Genomic DNA, 17,447 nt, shown 5'->3' with positions numbered 1-17,447 from the left:
TATACATTATTATATATAAGCTTATGCAAAAGGGAGAGCCTTAAAACAGCTCTCCCTTTTTGGGCTAAACGATAAAGACAATGTATGAAACGATTTAAAAGCGGTATCCAATACTTAGAAAGAACGAATGCATAAAACGAATCCGAGGCATACTAAGCCTTTTCCCCTCTACAACGAAGTTTCGCCCTCCACTATATAAATCAAAATTCGAGAATATATACCCCAAAGAGAATATATACCGCTGGTCTATATAGAGGCTCAACATACTTTTAATATGATAAAATAACGATTTACCTCCCTTGTTCTTTATATGATCGAATTTTTGAGGTATCCATACCCCTGGAGTGTTTGGAACATAGCTTATATTAAACTCTTGATTGACAGGCAAAGGAATGGTTAATCCGGGTGAAACGACCAAAGAGAGTCCCGTATCCTTGTCTTTCCCGAATTTAAAAGCGGGAGTTACTAACTGGATGGCCGGACGTAACGCAAAGAAATGACAGCCCGGATTACTCTCATCTGAATCCCAGAACCACTGATTATCTCTTGAAAACCCCGTATAACTATCTTTCTCAATCGTATTACAGAAAAGCAACCCCATAGTAATTCCCACATAAGGAATCGGTAGATAAGTAACAGATGGCTCTACCTCCCATGCTGAATTATTATTCAAGGCACCGGAGAGTTCTACTTTCCACATATGGGATTTTTCTTCCTCTTGCGCCTGTCCCCCAAAGGTAAAGATCAAACAAATAAAGAAAAGTATAGATCTCATTATTTATAGGATGTTAGTTGTTCATTTACAGTAAAGACAGAGGACCTTCTCAATCACCCTATCCATTAGGGTTAATAAATCAAAAAGAGTTAATAATAAACACGGACTTAAAAAGAAAGCGTACATTTCCTTCTCAGACTATACATGATATTTCATCATCTCGAAACGAAAACTCGTGAATCGATAAAAAAAAGGCTGTCCCATCTTGAAGTGGAACAGCCCTCTTTGCTAAATAATACTGATTAAATTGCTTTCAGAATCTCGGTCAGTTTTTCCGGGGTGACGTTGGCGGCGATTATCACTCCTTCGTCGTTAATCAAGAAGTTCTTGAAACCTTTTCTTAAATCATACTTCTTGTACAACTCTGACTCTTTACCCAGTCCTTCGTGAAATTGCGTTGACAGATCCAACTTGTCAATCTTTACCGTCTCGGTAAAAATAGATTCTTTCTCATCCATAGAGATCGAACACATCGCGATTTTGTCCGGACCAAACTTGTTAACCTCATTCGCCAATTGCACGTTACGAGCCCGCGATTCCGCATCGTAAGCCGCCCAAAAGTTGAGCAATGTATAACGTCCTAATTGGTTGTGGAAACTGGCTTTAGCGTCGTTTCCCAAAAACTCTATTCTCGGAGCTAGATCACCGGGATTCACACCCTCGGTAAGTTTCGCCTTTTTCGAACCGGCAGACATTCCTAATAACGCTACCGATGCGATGAGAACATAAGCTCTTACCTTCATATTTTCAATTTTACGTTAAACTTAATCGGGGGAATCTCCCGGGGGACAAACTCCCGATTCCTGATTTTCAGGATCGTAAACAAGCATGTTTCTTTCGCTAAAGAGACACTTACTTGTCTTTAACGGGTGCAAATATAAAGCCAAATACTTCTTTCCACCAAATTATATAGCGATTTTCTGCAAATTAGCAAGCTTTTTTATATGTTTTAGCGCACACATCGACAAAAAATTAACTGTTTTGCAACATAAATTTAGAAGTAGAGTACCTTTTTCTCCCCGAGAGAACCGCAAAATCATCAAGAATCATTAGCTTCCCGCTCCCCTACCTTTAGACCGATAACAGGGAATCCTTAGCGATTTCATCTTTAAGTATAGATTATCCAACGGCTGTTGCATAATCATCTAACAGTTGGTGCATGATCTTCCAACAGCCGTTAGATGATCATGCACCAACTGAAAAATTAGCAATGCTTCAAGAGCAAACCGCTAATCCTTCTTGGAAAAGAGGCTAATAGCATTAAGAGATTCCCTTTAATCACCTTGTACTGCCATCTTGAAAAATAAAAGGAAAAAAATACCCTTCCCTCTTGTTTATTCAAAAACTTCCACTACATTTGCAGTGTACTATTAAACTAATACACTAAAGCAGCTAAACATATGATTACATTAAAAGAACTCTCATTCAGCTATAGCCGCAAAAAAGAGGTACTTGATCGTATCAATCTTGAGGTTGGATCGGGACACATCTGTGGCTTATTGGGAAAGAACGGTGAAGGAAAGACTACGCTTCTAAACCTTCTAAGCGGACAGATCTTTCCGGATCAAGGCTCTTGCCTCGTATTGGAGGAAATTCCTTCCGAGAGAAACGCTCGTTTCTTGCAACAGATCTTCTTATTGCCGGAGGAAATCTCCATGCCTGAGGTCACCGCCATAGAATATATAAAGATGTACGCGCCTTTTTATCCGACATTTAGGGACGATATCTGTAAGGCTTGCGTAGAATCGTTTGAGATCAATCTATCCGATCGCCTGTCGAAAATGTCTCAAGGACAACGGAAAAAGGTGGCGATAACCTTGGCGCTGGCCGCTCATACGCCCCTGCTTCTAATGGATGAACCAACAAATGGGCTGGACATTCCCTCGAAAGCGACATTCCGCAGACTGGTAGCCTCTTTGATAGATGACAATCAGACGGTTATTATCTCCACGCATCAGGTCAGGGATCTGGAAAGCTTGATCGACACGGTATTGATCTTAGACCAAAGGCAAACCCTATTGAATAAGACGTTGAACGAGATCGGCGAGAAACTTTATTTCGGACCACTCCTACCGGAAGAGAAAGCTCTTTATTCCGAGCCTACCCCGCAAGGGACAATAGGCGTCACCGCACGGGAGGACAAGGAAGAGACAGCCGTATCCTTAGAGTTGCTCTTTAACGCGGCGATAACGTATCCCAAAGAGATCCAAAGAATCATGAACTCCTAAATACACATAGTTATGAAAACAGATTTCAGTATACAACGCATCAATCTTTTACTTCGCAAAGATTGGATAGAGAATAAGAAGAAATTAGCTTATGGGGTGTTGGTCATCCTCGGAGTCCTCTTCTTTTTCCTGTTATCCTCCATTTTATGGGATACGAGATTCCGTACCTTTACATTATATGTATTGGGATCATTAGGAACTTTTATCGCTTTCTGTAGCTACGTAAACTTAATGATACACCGCCCTAGAGGATTGTTCTTAACGCTTCCCGCGAGCAACCAAGAGAAATATGCCGCTATCCTAATCGAAGGCATCGTGGTATTCTTAGCATACCAAGTCACGTTCTGGACTGGGACGGGAATAGCCTCAATGCTCATTCATATACAGCCTGTAGCATTCAAGGACATTATCATGACCTTGCAAGATTTCACCATGCTGGCGTTTGTCGGTTCCTTGATGTTCCTCTCTTACGTCACATTCAAGAAGTATGCTTTAGGAATCGCTTGTGGTGGATATATATTGATAATCGCTTCTATCATAGGGATTGTTTATCTATGCATAAACATCTTGAATATCCAGCCGGGTATGAATAGTTTTTGTTATGAATCTTCCCCGCTTTATACCGCCGTGTATTGGCTGAGCTTTGCCTTTACACCCGCATTTCTCATCGCGACCCTCGTGGTCTTATACGTCGCTTATCTAAAACTTAAAGAAAAGGAACTAAGATGAACTACAATACGAATCAATCCATATTTATCCAAATAGCCGAGCGGATTTGCGACCGGGTATTGAGTGGTAATTACAAAGCCGATAGCCGTATCCCGTCCGTACGGGAACTGGCAGTAGAGATGGAAGTGAATCCGAACACGGTCATGCGTTCCTTCGAACGTCTGCAAGCGAATGAGATTATTTACAATAAGCGTGGGATCGGCTACTTCGTCGCTTCCGACGCCGAGCAAAAAATCCGTGAGATGCGCCATAACCAGTTCGTGGAAGAGGTACTTCCCGCCGTCTTCAAGGAGATGCACCTGCTAGATGTAGGTATCGACGAGCTTACGAAAGCCTATACATTATATATATCTACCATTAAATAAAGACAATCATGAAAAAAAGTAATCGCGTATTTATCGCCTTGATAGCGACATTATATATCGTTCCAGCCCTCACTTTCGGCGTTGCCCAGTTTACGTCGGAAAAATGCCTTACAGGTTTCACGCAAAAGTTTCAGATTATCCAGATAGATAATCCGGAGTTGAAAGCAGAAAACATAAAAGTCGATACGAGAACCGCCTCCGAATTTCCCCGGGGGCAAATACTGGAAGCAAAGGACCGGTCGTTACTCTATTACGAGGGAATGAAACGGTATTTGCCGGAAGTCAGCCGCCATGATTCTCTATTATTGGTTAGCGGGGCGAGGTACGCCGGGAAAGATAAAAATCTCACGTTGCATATCCGTATCAACAATATCCAGAAGATCCGTCTGAACGGAGAAGAGATTTGGACTAAGTAACAAGCACATACACACATTATTTCTTAATCATTAAATCGTACTATAATGAAACAAATCATTATGGCAGCCCTTCTTATATCCTTTTCTTGGGGTATTCGGGCACAACAATTACAGATCCGGGGGAAAGTCATCGATCTATCCGACAAGTCTCCTCTTGAGTTCGCGAATATCACGCTTCAAACAGCCGATTCCGCATTCATCACAGGGACGACGACGGATAGTAAAGGACTTTTCCGGATCGAGAAAGTCAAGGCCGGAGATTATCAAGTATCTGTTTCCTCCATAGGTTACAAGACTTCGGTAGTCTCCGTGCTGGGACTTTCCCAGCCTATAGATCTCGGTACGATCTCATTGGCATCCTCCTCTATATCCTTAGATGAAGTCACGGTCAACGCTTCCGCTATCCGTAATACGGCGGACCGTAAGATCGCGTTCCCTACCTCCGAGCAAAAAGCGGCCTCCAGCAATGGCATCAACCTATTGAACGCCTTGATGCTTCCTCGTTTGGAAGTAGACCCGATCCGGAATAGCGTATCGCTACCGAATGAAGGGACGATTCAATTCTGCATCAACGGTATCAAGGTGGAGCTATCCGATATCCGGGGCTTATCGCCACAGGAGGTAATCCGGGTAGAATATCATGATAATCCGGGCTTACGTTACGGTAACGCCTCTGTCGTACTCGACTACATTGTCCGGAGGGAAACTAGCGGCGGTTCTGTCAATCTGGATCTTAGTAATTCACCGACCACCTCTTTTGGAGACGATCAGGTATCGACGAAGTTCAATCATAAGAAATCAGAGTTCGGATTGCAATACGCCGTCCGTTACCGGAATCCGTATCATATCTGGACGGAAGGAGTCGAGACCTTCCGCTTAGAGAGTGGCGAGACGATGGAACGTACCTCGGAAGGTCTGCCAAGAGGAATGTCCGAGACCGCTCATAACCTCTCTCTTAATTATAATCTGGTAGATAACGACCATTATTATTTCAATGCTACGCTACGCTATTTCTTATCAGACGAGGATAAAGGTGGCGGCAAGAACCTGTATACCAACAATAATCCCGAAGATAAGACATACGCTTGGAATCCAAATAGCAACTCTACCAAACGTCCTTCCCTCGACCTTTATTACCAACGCTCCTTACCACATAAGCAGACATTGATACTTAATATGGTAGGTACGTACATACATACGAACGCAAACCAAATGTATCAAGAATGGAAAAACGATATCCTCTTATCGGATATCTTGTCGAACGTGGACGGAGACAAATATTCCATCATCGGCGAGGGAATCTACGAACGGCAATTCGAGGCCGGTCGATTGGGAGGAGGATTGAAACACACCCAATCGTGGACGGATAACACCTACAGCGGAACGGTTGGAGGACGAACCAAGATGAAACAGTCGGAGACGTATCTCTATACGGAATTCAGCGGACGTGTCAAGAAGTTGAATTATACCGCCGGAATAGGTGTCTCCCGCTCATGGTTCAAGCAAGAAGGCGAGGAAGATTATCAATATTATACGTTCCGCCCAAAGGTATCCTTACAATATAACTTTACGGATAATATGTATTTCCGGGTAAACGGTAGCGTAAATAATGTCTCACCTAGCCTATCGGAACTAAGCGCCATCGAGCAATATATCGATACGCTACAGATACGCCGGGGAAATCCTTATCTGAAACCCTATAAGAGTTATGACATGCAAGCCAATTATCTATATAAAAAAGGAATATTCACCGGAGACTTAAACTTTTATTACAGTAATAGCCCGGACCGGATCATGGAGGAAGTGATACGGGAAAACAATAAGTTCATTCGCATTACCGATAACCAAAAAGGATGGCAGAAACTAAGCGGTGACTTGACATTACGTGTCGGCCCTATCATCAAGCGGATCATAAGCCTATCCGTGACAGGTGGAGTCAATCGTTATATCAGCGAAGGAAATAGTTATTCGCATACCTATAACAATTGGTATTACCGGGCTTCCGTCATGGCTATGTACAAGAAATTCATGGCTATGTTCCAGATACAAAGTAGCTATAATACGTTTGTCGGCGAATTATTGCATGGCGGCGAGAATATCCATATGTTTATGTTCCGGTACAATCAAGGAAAATTCGCCGTTGGAGCCGGATTGATGATGCCTTTCTCCAGCCAGTACAAACGGGTAGAGGAAAATCGGAACGCTTACGCTCCCAGCCGTACGAACATGTACGCGAACGACTTCAGCCGAATGTTGATGCTAACCTTCTCTTGGAATTTTGACTTCGGCCGCAAGTTCAAGGAGACCAACAAGAAACTTTGGAATAGTGACGAGGATTCGGGTATCATGCGATGATCCTCAAATAAAAAAAGTCCGGTATTAATTACCGGACTTTTCTTTTCTATCTTCAGGAGGGGGAATTGGAACCCCTTCTTTAATAAACTCATCATATACGATCTTAGGATGGTCTTGCGGAGAAGCCAGTTGATATTCCGCGGCGAAATTATCCCGCCTAAAATTCTTCAGCTTAAGGTTTTCCGCGCTGTAATTTCTCAAGGTCTCCTTTCTGTCACCAAACAAAGAACTGTTCAATACTTCCGAATCCAGAATGTTTTCTTTCGGAGTCATTGTCGGCAAAAGGTTTTGTTCCAACAATCCTCTATAAGCGCCAATGTATTCGCACCAAACAGAATTACCTTTTTGATAGATTCGATAGGTGTAGTTAGACCAAGCTGTCGTTACATGAATCTCATGCTCCCAGATATCGACGCATGCCTCTGAATCAAAGTAGGGATCTTTAATCGTCACACGTCGCAATCCATGATTCTCATCTCTCACTAAAGTCAGCCACTTATCTGAATGAAGTATTTCAGAAATAATGTCGGGCAACTTTTCCTTGATTTCAAATTGGATTCTCATACATTTCGCCTGCCGGTCAGGACTTTTTAAGGTTGCCAGGTTCTCATTAAACATTTTGTCGTTAATACGATAAAACAAATATAAGCAAAAATGTTCAATATAATGTACTCTTTTTCGATAATTCTTACGTACTTTTGCCTAATAGAATGACAAATATGGCACAAAACGACGAAATAATACTGATAAATATCAATGGTGCGGATCGTCCGGGTGTAACGGCAGCTCTTACGGAGATTCTAGCCAAGAACAACGCTGTTATCCTCGATATCGGTCAAGCGGATATCCATAACCATTTATCATTGGGTATTTTGTTTCAAAGCACGGAAGGAAATTCCGGCGATATATTAAAAGAACTACTGTTCAAGAGTTACGAATTAGACGTCAATATCCGTTTCAATCCCATTACAGAGCAAGAATATAGTAAATGGGTAGGTATGCAAGGCAAGAACCGGTATATCATCACGATATTAAGCCGAAAGCTTACGGCCAAGCAAATTGCGGGTGTTTCCCGGATCGTAGCGGAGCAAGATATGAATATTGATGATATCAAGCGGCTCACGGGACGTATCCCGTTGGACGAGAATGCCCGTACTCCTAAGGCGAGCGTGGAGTTTTCCGTACGTGGTACCCCGAAAAACAAGGAGTGCATGAAAGCGGAGTTCATGAAACTTTCCACGGAGCTTGAGATGGATATCTCTTTCCAAGAGGATAGCATGTATCGCCGTATGCGCCGTCTGATTTGTTTCGATATGGACTCTACCTTGATAGAGACGGAGGTTATCGACGAGTTGGCGATACGTGCCGGAGTTGGCGATCAAGTAAAAGCGATTACAGAGGCAGCCATGCGTGGAGAGATCGATTTCTGCGAGAGCTTCCGCCAGCGTTGTGCCTTATTAAAGGGGTTGGACGTATCCGTGATGCAGGAGATCGCCGAGAATCTGCCGATCACCGAAGGTGTGGACCGCTTGATGCGTATCTTGAAAAAGGTGGGCTTCAAGATCGCTATCCTTTCCGGAGGTTTCACTTATTTCGGTAATTTCCTTAAACAAAAATATAATATCGACTATGTATACGCCAACGAGCTTGAGATCGAGAATGGCAAGCTAACGGGTAATCATGTGGGTGATATCGTAGATGGGAAGCGTAAAGCGGAGTTATTACGCCTGATCGCGCAAGTGGAGAACGTAGATATTCGCCAGACTGTAGCGGTTGGCGACGGGGCGAACGACTTGCCGATGATTAGTATCGCCGGTCTAGGTATCGCCTTCCATGCCAAACCAAAGGTTAAGGCGACCGCCAAGCAATCTATCTCTACGATTGGCCTCGATGGTATCTTATATTTCCTTGGATACAAGGATTCGTATTTGGATGAACAGATGTAATATATATAATTAACGTATAGCGATTATGATCAGACATATTGTAATGTTTAAGTTGAGGGAGTTTCAAACTCCGGCTGAGAAGCAAGCCAAAATGCAAGAAATTAAGGATAAACTGGAAGCCTTAATCAATAAGATAGACGTATTGAAAATGATCCGTGTAGATTTTAATTGTAATCCGGCGGAGACTTGGGATATTATTTTAACTACTGAATTGCCTACCTTGGAAGATGTAAATACATACGCTAATCATCCGGAACATGTAGCGGTCGCTAAAGGAATTATTGGCCCGGTAAAGGCGGACAGAGCTTGTGTTGACTATGAAATCCTTTGATATAGAGGAGCGTGTGAACCAAGCGGTCCACAACTTCGAGTCCGGATATAATTGCGCTCAATCTGTATTCCTCGCTTATTCGGATGTCTTCGAGTTGGATTTAGAGCTGGCGAAAAAGATGTCTGTATCTTTTGGAGGAGGTGTCGGACGCATGCGTGAGGTTTGTGGTACCGTAAACGCAATGGCGATGTTAGCCGGATTTAAGTATCCGGTATTTGATCCGCTAGATCAAGAGGCGCGTGCCCGCAACTATGGCATGGTACAAAAAATGGCGGATTTATTCAAGGAGAAACATGGGACGATCATTTGCCGTAGCCTTCTTCCTCCGGAAGAGACATCGACGAATCCCGCTCCTTCCGCACGCACGCAACAGTATTATGCCAAACGTCCTTGCGGTAAATACGTTGAGGAAGCGGCTCGTATCGCCGGGCATATGCTAAAGGGTGAACTTGAATAAACGGCATTGTCAAGCTAGAAGACGTATTTGTGAAATGTAACCAAGTTTTCGAATCTCAGTGAATAACTCACTGTAAGAGGACTTGGATTTCACATTGACTTTATAGGTAATTGTCGATGTATTCTTGTCGTAATTATGCTCATAAGAAAGACTTACGATAAATATGCTCCTATTTTCCAAGATTTTCCGGATACCTTTAAGATCGGGAGTCGAGGTTGAGCAATTTATCGTAAGTATTTTATTAACACCATCCAAATACATACGTCGCTCCAGCCTTTCTAAAGAAACCAATACGAACAAGGTAAATGCCGTAGTGATAGAAGCGGCCAAGAACATACCGGCACCAGCGGCCAAACCTACTACAGCCATTACCCAAATACAAGCCGCCGTAGTGAGTCCATGCACGCTTCCATGACTTTGAATAATAGCTCCTGCTCCCAAGAAACCAATACCTGTAAGGACTTGGGCGGCGATACGCCCCGGATCTCCATTCAAGAAATTCGGATAGGTTTGTGGTATCCAGATAGATATCAACATGGCGGCGGCAGATCCCATACAGATCAAGGTAAAGGTTCGCATACCAGCGTCCCTGCGGCGAAATTGTCTTTCTACACCGATAATAGCGCCAAGCACGAAGCTGATAGCTAATCGTACGGCGGCGGTCGAGGCCGTTATCTGAGTATTCTCTAAAATATCGTTCAAATGTTCCAGCATAGTCTGTCATTCATTCTAAGTTATACAAATATAGAAAATTTCTATGTACCGATTATGGAATGAAAACAATGTAAAATCGTCAAAAGTTGTATCTTTGAGACAGAATAAAAGTCATTCACCTCTAAACTTAGAAAAATTGAAAATAATAACGTACAATACAAATGGATTAAGGGCTGCCGTAGGTAAAGGCTTGCCCGAATGGTTGGCTCAAGAACAGCCAGACGTGTTATGTATCCAAGAGACAAAGTTACAACCAGACCAGTTTCCATCGGAAACATTCGAGGCTTTAGGATATAAGTCTTATTTGTTTAGTGCCCAAAAGAAGGGATATAGTGGCGTGGCCATTCTTACGAAACAGGAACCGGATCATATCGAGTATGGAATGGGGATCGAGAAGTATGATAATGAGGGACGTTTTCTCCGTGCGGATTTCGGGGATGTATCGATCGTAAGTGTCTATCATCCTTCCGGGACTAGTGGGGATGAACGGCAGGATTTTAAGATGTTATGGTTGGAAGATTTCCAGAAATATGTCGTTGAGTTACAGAAATCCCGTCCGAACTTAATTCTCTGTGGCGATTACAACATTTGCCACGAGCCGATAGATATTCATGATCCGATCAGGAACGCAAAGAACAGTGGTTTCCTTCCGGAAGAACGGGAATGGATGACTCGCTTCTTATCCGCAGGTTTTACGGATACATTTCGCTTCTTGAACCCGGATAAGCAAGAATATACATGGTGGAGTTATCGCTTCAATTCCAGATCTAAAAATAAAGGATGGCGTATTGATTATTGTATGGTTAGCGACAATATGAAGCCGAAAGTTAAAGCCGCTTATATATTAAACGATGCCGTACATTCTGATCATTGTCCGGCCGTATTAGAGATCGAATAATCTTTCATAATAAAAAGAAAGGATGTGTTCTTTTTGCGTAAGCGAACACATCCTTTTTTATTATTGAAAAAATGGAAATAAAGTCTATAAATGAACTTAGATTATCTCTGAATATCCAATGCTCCGATCAACTCTTTTACTGATTTAAAACCATGTCGGTCACAATAGTCATTCAATCCATCAATAACCTTGATAGAAACAGTTGGATCTACAAAGTTATAAGTTCCGATCTGGATAGCACTAGCCCCAGCTAACATGAACTCCACGGCATCTTTCCAATTTGAAATACCTCCCAAACCTATAATTGGGATCTTTACCGCATGATACGTTTGCCATACCATACGTAGAGCTACAGGTTTTACGCAAGGCCCGGAAAGACCTCCAGTTATTGTAGATAATATAGGTTTACGTTTCTCTGCGTCGATGGCCATTCCAAGCATCGTATTAATTAACGAAACAGAATCCGCACCCTCCGCTTCAACAGCTTTAGCGATCTCCGTAATATCAGTTACATTAGGAGAAAGTTTTACAATAAGTGTCTTTGGATAAACCCTACGAACAGCCTTAACAACCTCTCCTGCACCACACGTAGTAACGCCGAAAGCCATACCACCTTGCTTTACGTTCGGACAAGAAATGTTCAGTTCGATAGCGGGAATCCTATCCAACTCTGCGATCTTTTCCGCACACTCGACATACGTTTCAACCGAAGATCCACTCACATTTACGATCATATTCGTATCGATGTCCTTGATCTCCGGATAAATATGCTCTGCGAAATAATCGGCGCCCTTATTCTGAAGCCCCACGGCATTCAACATTCCGGAAGGAGTCTCCGCCATTCTTGGATAATCATTACCTTCACGAGGTTGGATAGTGGTACCTTTCACGAAAATACCCCCCAAACGTGAAATATCCATGAAATCAGCATATTCTATACCATATCCGAACGTGCCGGATGCTGTCATTACCGGATTTTTCAACGGTAAATTCCCAATGTTTACATTTAATTCAGCCATGACAATTTCTCAATATTAAATACGGGACCTTCTGTACATACACACACATTATGACCTTCCTTGTTTTTCTCTACGCAGCACAAACAAGCACCTATGCCACAAGCCATCGTGTTCTCAAGAGAAACCTCGCAAGAAATAGCTTCCGCACCTGCGTATTTCGCTACCGCCACCATCATTGGTTTAGGACCACAAGTATAAATCTGGTCAAATCGAACCTCTTTAAGGATCGTATGGTTAGTCACATACCCTTTCTCGCCTAGCGAACCATCTTCGGTTGTGATATAAACCTTACCAAATCTCTGGAATTCATCTAATTGCAATACATCATCCTTAGAACGAGCCCCAAGTAGAAAAGTAGGCTCAAAACCGGCATCTTTTAAACAAGCTCCTAGATATAACATCGGAGCGGTTCCAACACCACCACCAATCAGCAAAAGTCTTTTGTTCTCCTGTTCCTTGGAAGGAATTGTAAAACTATTACCCAGTGGTAGCATTATGTTTACAATATCACCGGGACGGAATTCTGCCATTTTTCTCGTGCCATCACCAACAAGTTGAATCAATAACCACAACTCATTTTTAGACTTATCTACATAGTTGACGGAAATCGGACGACGTAAGAATGTTGTAGGAGAGTTTTCTACATGAACCTCTACAAATTGTCCGGGAAGCATCTCTGGAAGATTCCCATCCGAGGTTAACTTTAGCAGGCAATAATTTTTATGAAGGTGACAGTTTTCAGTCACCTTCATGTCTAAGATGTACTTCTTCATATACACGATTACTCAATTTATCCGCAAAGATACATGAATATAACGTATATACCGAACAGTTTACCTTAGTCTTTCTTGTTTTTTTCAGGGACGAAAGTATCAAACGTATTGTCGGAGTAAAATATCATTATTTTACTAACATTTTTAGAAGGCTTTTCTTGGCATATAACTTGCTCTACAACAGGTTGTTTCTGGATGTTTACAGGTGTCTCAACCCCAATTTCCTTGCGATTTTCGGCAACAACTTGTACATTGGGACGATTTTCAAGCATATTTGTAAACAAATTAGGTTCAGTTAACACATGTTCTCGGATCATTTCGCCTTTGCCAAACAATAGCCAGTCAGAATCAACATAAGTGAACCGTTCCAGTATTTTTAGCAGAACATCCAAACTCGGATTATTTCTCCCAGATATAATATGTGACATTGCCGAACGCTGTATACCGATCGATTCGGCAAATTTAGAAGGGGTAAGTCCTTCACGTTCCATTATTTTTAAAATACGATCTCTCATATTCATATATATCTTAAATTCTTACTAGAATACTGCCATTATGACCGTTTACTAAGATAAATCTCCATAAAGTAAACCAGATACAAAGATAAATCAATATTTCCATTTGTGCAATTTATTTTTATAAAACTAAATTGATACATATGTGTCAAGCCGATACATATGTGATGGGTAGAACTGTAAACCGTGTTCAAGAAGGAGGTATAGAGTATTTAGAAAAACTTTAGAAAAATAGCATATATATCTGATTTATATGTAAATATAATAATACATATGATGTATAGTTAGGGGGTTTTTATACGTTTGTAGACGAAAAAACATGTTTAGTTAATGTAAACAATCAATATTTCTATATAAAAAACTGGTTATTTATAATTTATAGCAAATCTTACGTGGATAAAGAAATATATAGTAATCCATGATTTATATTAGTAATGTAAACATGGTACATTTGTAACGCCTATATAATGATTACAAAAACCACCAACATTTGTAATCTACCCAAATACTTTTATTGTATATATGATTGTAAACATCCATTTCTCGGTTATATTTGTATACAATATAATTTTACTCTATTTATTTTACTGCCAACTTGTCTATTTTTCCTTTAACGGATAATGAAGGCAATCTATGGCTATACCGATTATAGCTTTAAGTATGGATTTCTTGGAATTTTTGAGGAAGAAGGTACGTGATTGAATAAATTTTAAAATCTCAGAGAGATAAAATATGCGTAATTAATTGATAAATAAACAAAAAGGCCTCTTTTTCCAGTTTGACTTTTTCATCATTCTAGGAAAAAAGGCCCTTTTGCCTGCACTAAGTCTATGATTTCTGTTTAATGTAAAATTTTGTAAAGTAATTCTTTTAGTAAATCTGCATCTGTCGCTGAAGAGTTTTCCACTCCCTTAGATTTTGCGTCAGTTGTTCGGATATCGCTGATCAAATTAAAAACTTTCATCGCTGGATAATTTTTCATCCCCAAAAGATAGTCCTTTACTTGATAAGTTCCCCGTAAACCAAGTGCGGTCATCAATCCTGATTCCGATCGATCCTTTGAATAATAACAAATCAGCAAGTTTGAGAAATAGTTAAATAATACAGGAAGTGTCATCTGTATCGGATTACTTTTAGGGTTTTTCTCAAAATACTGAGCGATCCGGTTAGCCTTTAATATATCCTTCATGGCAAGTGCCTTTATCAGCTCAAAGTTATTGTATTCTTTACTAATCCCTATATTTTGCTCGATCAATTCCGGTGTGATGCGTTTTGAGGCCTTTTCAGCCAAGATAATTGCCAGCTTATCTAATTCCTTATTGAGACGGTTTAAATCGTTTCCAAGGAAATCTGAGAGCATTTGAGCGGCTTTTGGATCGATACCGATAGAACGCTGTTGCATCAAAGAGGTGATAAAACTCGGCATTTTATAATCCGGGATCTTTTTTGACTCATATAAAATACCGTTTTTATCGGTTGCGGCCGCTAACGCACGACGGCGATCTAAAGTCTTATATTTGTAATTTATGACCAAAATAGTTGATGACAAAGGATTCTTCACATAACTGCTCAGCAACTCTATATCTCTCACTAATTGAGCCTCTCGAACAACGATCAATTGATATTCGGACATCATCGGAAAACGACGTGCCGCATTGATAATAGAAATGGCATCTGTATCTGCGCCGTATAGAATAATCTGATTGAAATCTCTCTCAGATTCCTCTAATACGCTTTTTAATAACAAATCTGTTATTTGATCGATGAAGAAAGGCTCTTCGCCCATTAACACATAAACAGGCTGAAACTTCCTTGCTGTTATATCCCTACAAATCTCCTCGAAAGTAATTTCTTTTTTTGCCATAAATTATGAGGTTTCGCTATTACCAACTAAAACGGATATGACGGATGGTTTTCTTACCATCCAAAATCTGTTGAAGAGCTTCAACTCCCAACATTACCTGTTCTCCTACAAATTGTTGAGTTACCTTCCGGTCACTCGCTTCTGTTTTTACACCATCTTCTTCCATCGGTTTATCCGATATCATCAACAATGCACCCGTAGGTATTTGGTTAGCGAAACCGGCAGTAAGCAAGGTTGCGGTTTCCATATCGATACCAGTGGCATGCGTACTACGAAGATATTCCTTGAAATCATTATCGTATTCCCAAACCCTGCGATTTGTCGTGTAAATCGTACCTGTCCAATAATCTTTTCCATGATCACGTATGGCGGAAGAAATGGCACGAAGCATTGAAAAAGCGGGCAATGAAGGTACCTCAGGTGGTAAATACTCATTCGACGTTCCCTCACCTCGGATCGCCGCTATTGGCAATACATAATCCCCTAATACATTCGCTCTTTTTAATCCTCCACATTTACCGAGGAAAAGCACCGCTTTGGGCATGACTGCTGACAATAAATCCATGATTGTAGCAGCGTTCGCACTTCCCATCCCAAAATTGATAATGGTAATCCCTTCTGCCGAGGCATTGGGCATCGAACTTTTCAATCCCAAAATCGGGACATTAAAATGATCCGCAAATATCTCGACATATTTAGTAAAGTTAGTGAGTAATATGTGCTTAGTGAAGTCTTCTAGCTTTCGCTCGGTATAACGAGGCAGCCAATTTTCTACGATTTCTTGTTTTGTTCTCATAAATAACTACCTTTGAGGTGCATTTTAGTTTAGAATATAAATAGCAAATATAGCAAATGCTCCCATTAAATCTACCAAAATTCTCAGTCAAAGTTACGGAGAAAGCAGGAAAGCCTTCTATTTGGGATCCTGTACGCCGAAAATTTGTCGCATTAACGCCAGAGGAATGGGTACGACAACATTTCGTGAACTATTTGGTCACGGAAAAAAACTATCCTCAAGAACTTTTAGCGAATGAAGTAGCGGTAAAACTAAACGGAACATCCAAACGATGCGATACCGTTGCATACAATCGGTTTCTAGCACCTCTAATGATTATTGAATATAAAGCTCCACATATCGAGATAACAAGCGCTGTATTCGATCAAATCGTACGTTATAACATGGTCTTACACGTAAAATACTTAACCGTAAGCAACGGCATCCGTCATTTTTGTTGCAAAATTGACTATGAGAAACAGACGTATGCTTTCCTCGAAGATATACCGGAATACAATCTATTGGAGAAAATCGTTTAATTATCTAAAATAAGTCCCCCTTACCCTTCTATGCACTCGCACGGATCAGATAAGGGCTTACTCAGCCCAACCAGTGAGTAGTTCTATCGATTAGGAATTTACAGTTTGCAGATAAGTCATCTTGTTCTATATACTCGACATCACCGGAAGTCTTAGAAGGTAGCACCATATCTGATACTTCTACCTCCTCATTTTCAAGGCTGGCAAACTTAAACAGATTATATATGCTTGATAGAAAGAGAAGAAAAAGAAACAGGAATGCCTTTGCGACACTTCCTGTTTTTTCTATATATTGAGTAGATTTCAAATCCATATCCCACGCATTAAAAGTTACATGGGCACAAACATAGCAATATTCGTCAAATAAACAAATATTTTAACACGAAAATTTCACTTCGTAAAGAGATAATCCTCCGGTTTTGCGATTCGTAAAATATATTCCGGAGTATTAGGGAGCCTTTTCGCATACAAAGTGACAGAATCACCCCTCTCAGGCATCGTAGAATTAGATTCCAACGATATCTGGTCAACATTACGCAATTTTATTTCATCATCTTTATCGAAAAAGAATGAGTATCCTAATAAAACCGCAAAAAAAGATAAAATCAATGGCTTCATGTCTAACTTGTTTTTATGACTATATAAGCTTAGATGCTTATAAAACGATAAACGCTGCATATTATTTCAAAATAATTACATTTTTAATGTGCCGACATAGAAGTGACATGATACAGATTTACTTCACACG

General features: G+C 40.9%; 21 protein-coding genes. 10 read left to right on the top strand and 11 right to left on the bottom strand.

Annotation, left to right across the window (positions count from 1 at the left end; genetic code table 11):
* Positions 1–94 precede the first annotated feature (94 nt).
* Positions 95–775 carry a hypothetical protein gene (locus DWX84_RS03190; RefSeq protein WP_048927299.1) on the bottom strand — a complete coding sequence of 227 codons (681 nt, stop codon included), beginning with the start codon at positions 773–775 and terminating at the stop codon, positions 95–97.
* Positions 776–1,017: 242 nt separating this feature from the next.
* Positions 1,018–1,518, bottom strand: a complete 501-nt coding sequence (locus DWX84_RS03185) for a thioredoxin family protein (protein WP_005856939.1) — start codon at positions 1,516–1,518, stop codon at positions 1,018–1,020.
* 657 nt (positions 1,519–2,175) lie between these two features.
* On the opposite strand from DWX84_RS03185, the gene DWX84_RS03180 reads away from it, so the two are divergent.
* Genes DWX84_RS03180 through DWX84_RS03160 form a run of 5 tightly spaced genes read left to right on the top strand, consistent with a single transcriptional unit; the run spans position 2,176 to position 6,868 of the window.
* Positions 2,176–3,003 (top strand): ATP-binding cassette domain-containing protein, encoded by an 828-nt coding sequence (locus DWX84_RS03180; protein ID WP_121961124.1) that lies wholly within the window; start codon positions 2,176–2,178, stop codon positions 3,001–3,003.
* Between the two features lie 12 nt (positions 3,004–3,015).
* Complete coding sequence (locus tag DWX84_RS03175; RefSeq protein WP_005856935.1) at positions 3,016–3,732, top strand: hypothetical protein; 717 nt, start codon at positions 3,016–3,018, stop codon at positions 3,730–3,732.
* Entirely contained in the window at positions 3,729–4,097 is a 369-nt protein-coding gene (locus tag DWX84_RS03170; RefSeq protein ID WP_048927301.1) for a GntR family transcriptional regulator, read from the top strand. Before DWX84_RS03175 ends, DWX84_RS03170 begins: the two co-directional genes overlap by 4 nt.
* An 8-nt stretch (positions 4,098–4,105) precedes the next feature.
* Positions 4,106–4,513: a hypothetical protein gene (locus DWX84_RS03165; RefSeq protein ID WP_048927302.1), complete on the top strand. Its 408-nt coding sequence runs from the start codon at positions 4,106–4,108 to the stop codon at positions 4,511–4,513.
* 45 nt (positions 4,514–4,558) lie between these two features.
* Entirely contained in the window at positions 4,559–6,868 is a 2,310-nt protein-coding gene (locus DWX84_RS03160; protein ID WP_048927303.1) for an outer membrane beta-barrel protein, read from the top strand.
* Between the two features lie 24 nt (positions 6,869–6,892).
* Here DWX84_RS03160 and DWX84_RS03155 read toward each other — a convergent pair whose 3' ends face one another.
* Positions 6,893–7,486: a hypothetical protein gene (locus DWX84_RS03155; RefSeq protein WP_005862283.1), complete on the bottom strand. Its 594-nt coding sequence runs from the start codon at positions 7,484–7,486 to the stop codon at positions 6,893–6,895.
* A 101-nt stretch (positions 7,487–7,587) separates the two neighbouring features.
* Here DWX84_RS03155 and serB point away from each other — a divergent pair, with 101 nt between their 5' ends.
* From serB to DWX84_RS03140, 3 genes are read left to right on the top strand one after another with little or no spacing between them, the layout of a single operon-like run.
* Positions 7,588–8,814 (top strand): phosphoserine phosphatase SerB, encoded by a 1,227-nt coding sequence (serB, locus tag DWX84_RS03150; protein ID WP_005856925.1) that lies wholly within the window; start codon positions 7,588–7,590, stop codon positions 8,812–8,814.
* A gap of 25 nt (positions 8,815–8,839) precedes the next feature.
* Entirely contained in the window at positions 8,840–9,145 is a 306-nt protein-coding gene (locus DWX84_RS03145) for a Dabb family protein (RefSeq protein ID WP_005862281.1), read from the top strand.
* Positions 9,132–9,602 carry a C-GCAxxG-C-C family protein gene (locus DWX84_RS03140; RefSeq protein ID WP_048927304.1) on the top strand — a complete coding sequence of 157 codons (471 nt, stop codon included), beginning with the start codon at positions 9,132–9,134 and terminating at the stop codon, positions 9,600–9,602. The genes DWX84_RS03145 and DWX84_RS03140 overlap by 14 nt, the downstream gene beginning before the upstream one ends.
* Positions 9,603–9,611: 9 nt before the next feature.
* On the opposite strand, the gene DWX84_RS03135 is transcribed toward DWX84_RS03140, so the two are convergent.
* Positions 9,612–10,316, bottom strand: a complete 705-nt coding sequence (locus tag DWX84_RS03135; protein WP_005856919.1) for an MgtC/SapB family protein — start codon at positions 10,314–10,316, stop codon at positions 9,612–9,614.
* Positions 10,317–10,452: 136 nt separating this feature from the next.
* On the opposite strand from DWX84_RS03135, the gene DWX84_RS03130 reads away from it, so the two are divergent.
* Positions 10,453–11,214 (top strand): exodeoxyribonuclease III, encoded by a 762-nt coding sequence (locus DWX84_RS03130; protein ID WP_034530498.1) that lies wholly within the window; start codon positions 10,453–10,455, stop codon positions 11,212–11,214.
* Between the two features lie 101 nt (positions 11,215–11,315).
* Here DWX84_RS03130 and DWX84_RS03125 read toward each other — a convergent pair whose 3' ends face one another.
* The 5 genes from DWX84_RS03125 to DWX84_RS03105 all read right to left on the bottom strand — a co-directional run bounded on the left by DWX84_RS03125 (position 11,316) and on the right by DWX84_RS03105 (position 16,181).
* On the bottom strand, positions 11,316–12,233 hold the full coding sequence (locus DWX84_RS03125) for a dihydroorotate dehydrogenase (RefSeq protein WP_005862273.1): 918 nt from the start codon (positions 12,231–12,233) through the stop codon (positions 11,316–11,318).
* Positions 12,221–13,006 carry a dihydroorotate dehydrogenase electron transfer subunit gene (locus tag DWX84_RS03120; protein WP_005862271.1) on the bottom strand — a complete coding sequence of 262 codons (786 nt, stop codon included), beginning with the start codon at positions 13,004–13,006 and terminating at the stop codon, positions 12,221–12,223. Before DWX84_RS03120 ends, DWX84_RS03125 begins: the two co-directional genes overlap by 13 nt.
* A gap of 65 nt (positions 13,007–13,071) precedes the next feature.
* Complete coding sequence (locus DWX84_RS03115; RefSeq protein ID WP_005856911.1) at positions 13,072–13,521, bottom strand: helix-turn-helix domain-containing protein; 450 nt, start codon at positions 13,519–13,521, stop codon at positions 13,072–13,074.
* 841 nt (positions 13,522–14,362) lie between these two features.
* Positions 14,363–15,385 (bottom strand): DNA polymerase III subunit delta, encoded by a 1,023-nt coding sequence (holA, locus tag DWX84_RS03110; RefSeq protein WP_005862267.1) that lies wholly within the window; start codon positions 15,383–15,385, stop codon positions 14,363–14,365.
* A gap of 19 nt (positions 15,386–15,404) precedes the next feature.
* Complete coding sequence (locus tag DWX84_RS03105) at positions 15,405–16,181, bottom strand: AMP nucleosidase (RefSeq protein WP_005862265.1); 777 nt, start codon at positions 16,179–16,181, stop codon at positions 15,405–15,407.
* A 56-nt stretch (positions 16,182–16,237) separates the two neighbouring features.
* Here DWX84_RS03105 and DWX84_RS03100 point away from each other — a divergent pair, with 56 nt between their 5' ends.
* Positions 16,238–16,699: a type I restriction enzyme HsdR N-terminal domain-containing protein gene (locus DWX84_RS03100; protein WP_005856901.1), complete on the top strand. Its 462-nt coding sequence runs from the start codon at positions 16,238–16,240 to the stop codon at positions 16,697–16,699.
* Between the two features lie 61 nt (positions 16,700–16,760).
* Here the strand turns inward: DWX84_RS03100 and DWX84_RS03095 are convergent, their stop codons facing one another.
* Positions 16,761–17,012 carry a hypothetical protein gene (locus DWX84_RS03095; RefSeq protein ID WP_005862263.1) on the bottom strand — a complete coding sequence of 84 codons (252 nt, stop codon included), beginning with the start codon at positions 17,010–17,012 and terminating at the stop codon, positions 16,761–16,763.
* A gap of 77 nt (positions 17,013–17,089) precedes the next feature.
* Positions 17,090–17,317, bottom strand: a complete 228-nt coding sequence (locus tag DWX84_RS03090) for a hypothetical protein (RefSeq protein ID WP_010182987.1) — start codon at positions 17,315–17,317, stop codon at positions 17,090–17,092.
* Positions 17,318–17,447 lie beyond the last annotated feature (130 nt).

Source organism: Parabacteroides sp. AF21-43 (assembly GCF_003635435.1).
Taxonomy (GTDB): Bacteria; Bacteroidota; Bacteroidia; order Bacteroidales; family Tannerellaceae; genus Parabacteroides; species Parabacteroides distasonis.
This window is presented reverse-complemented; position numbering and strand designations above follow the sequence as displayed.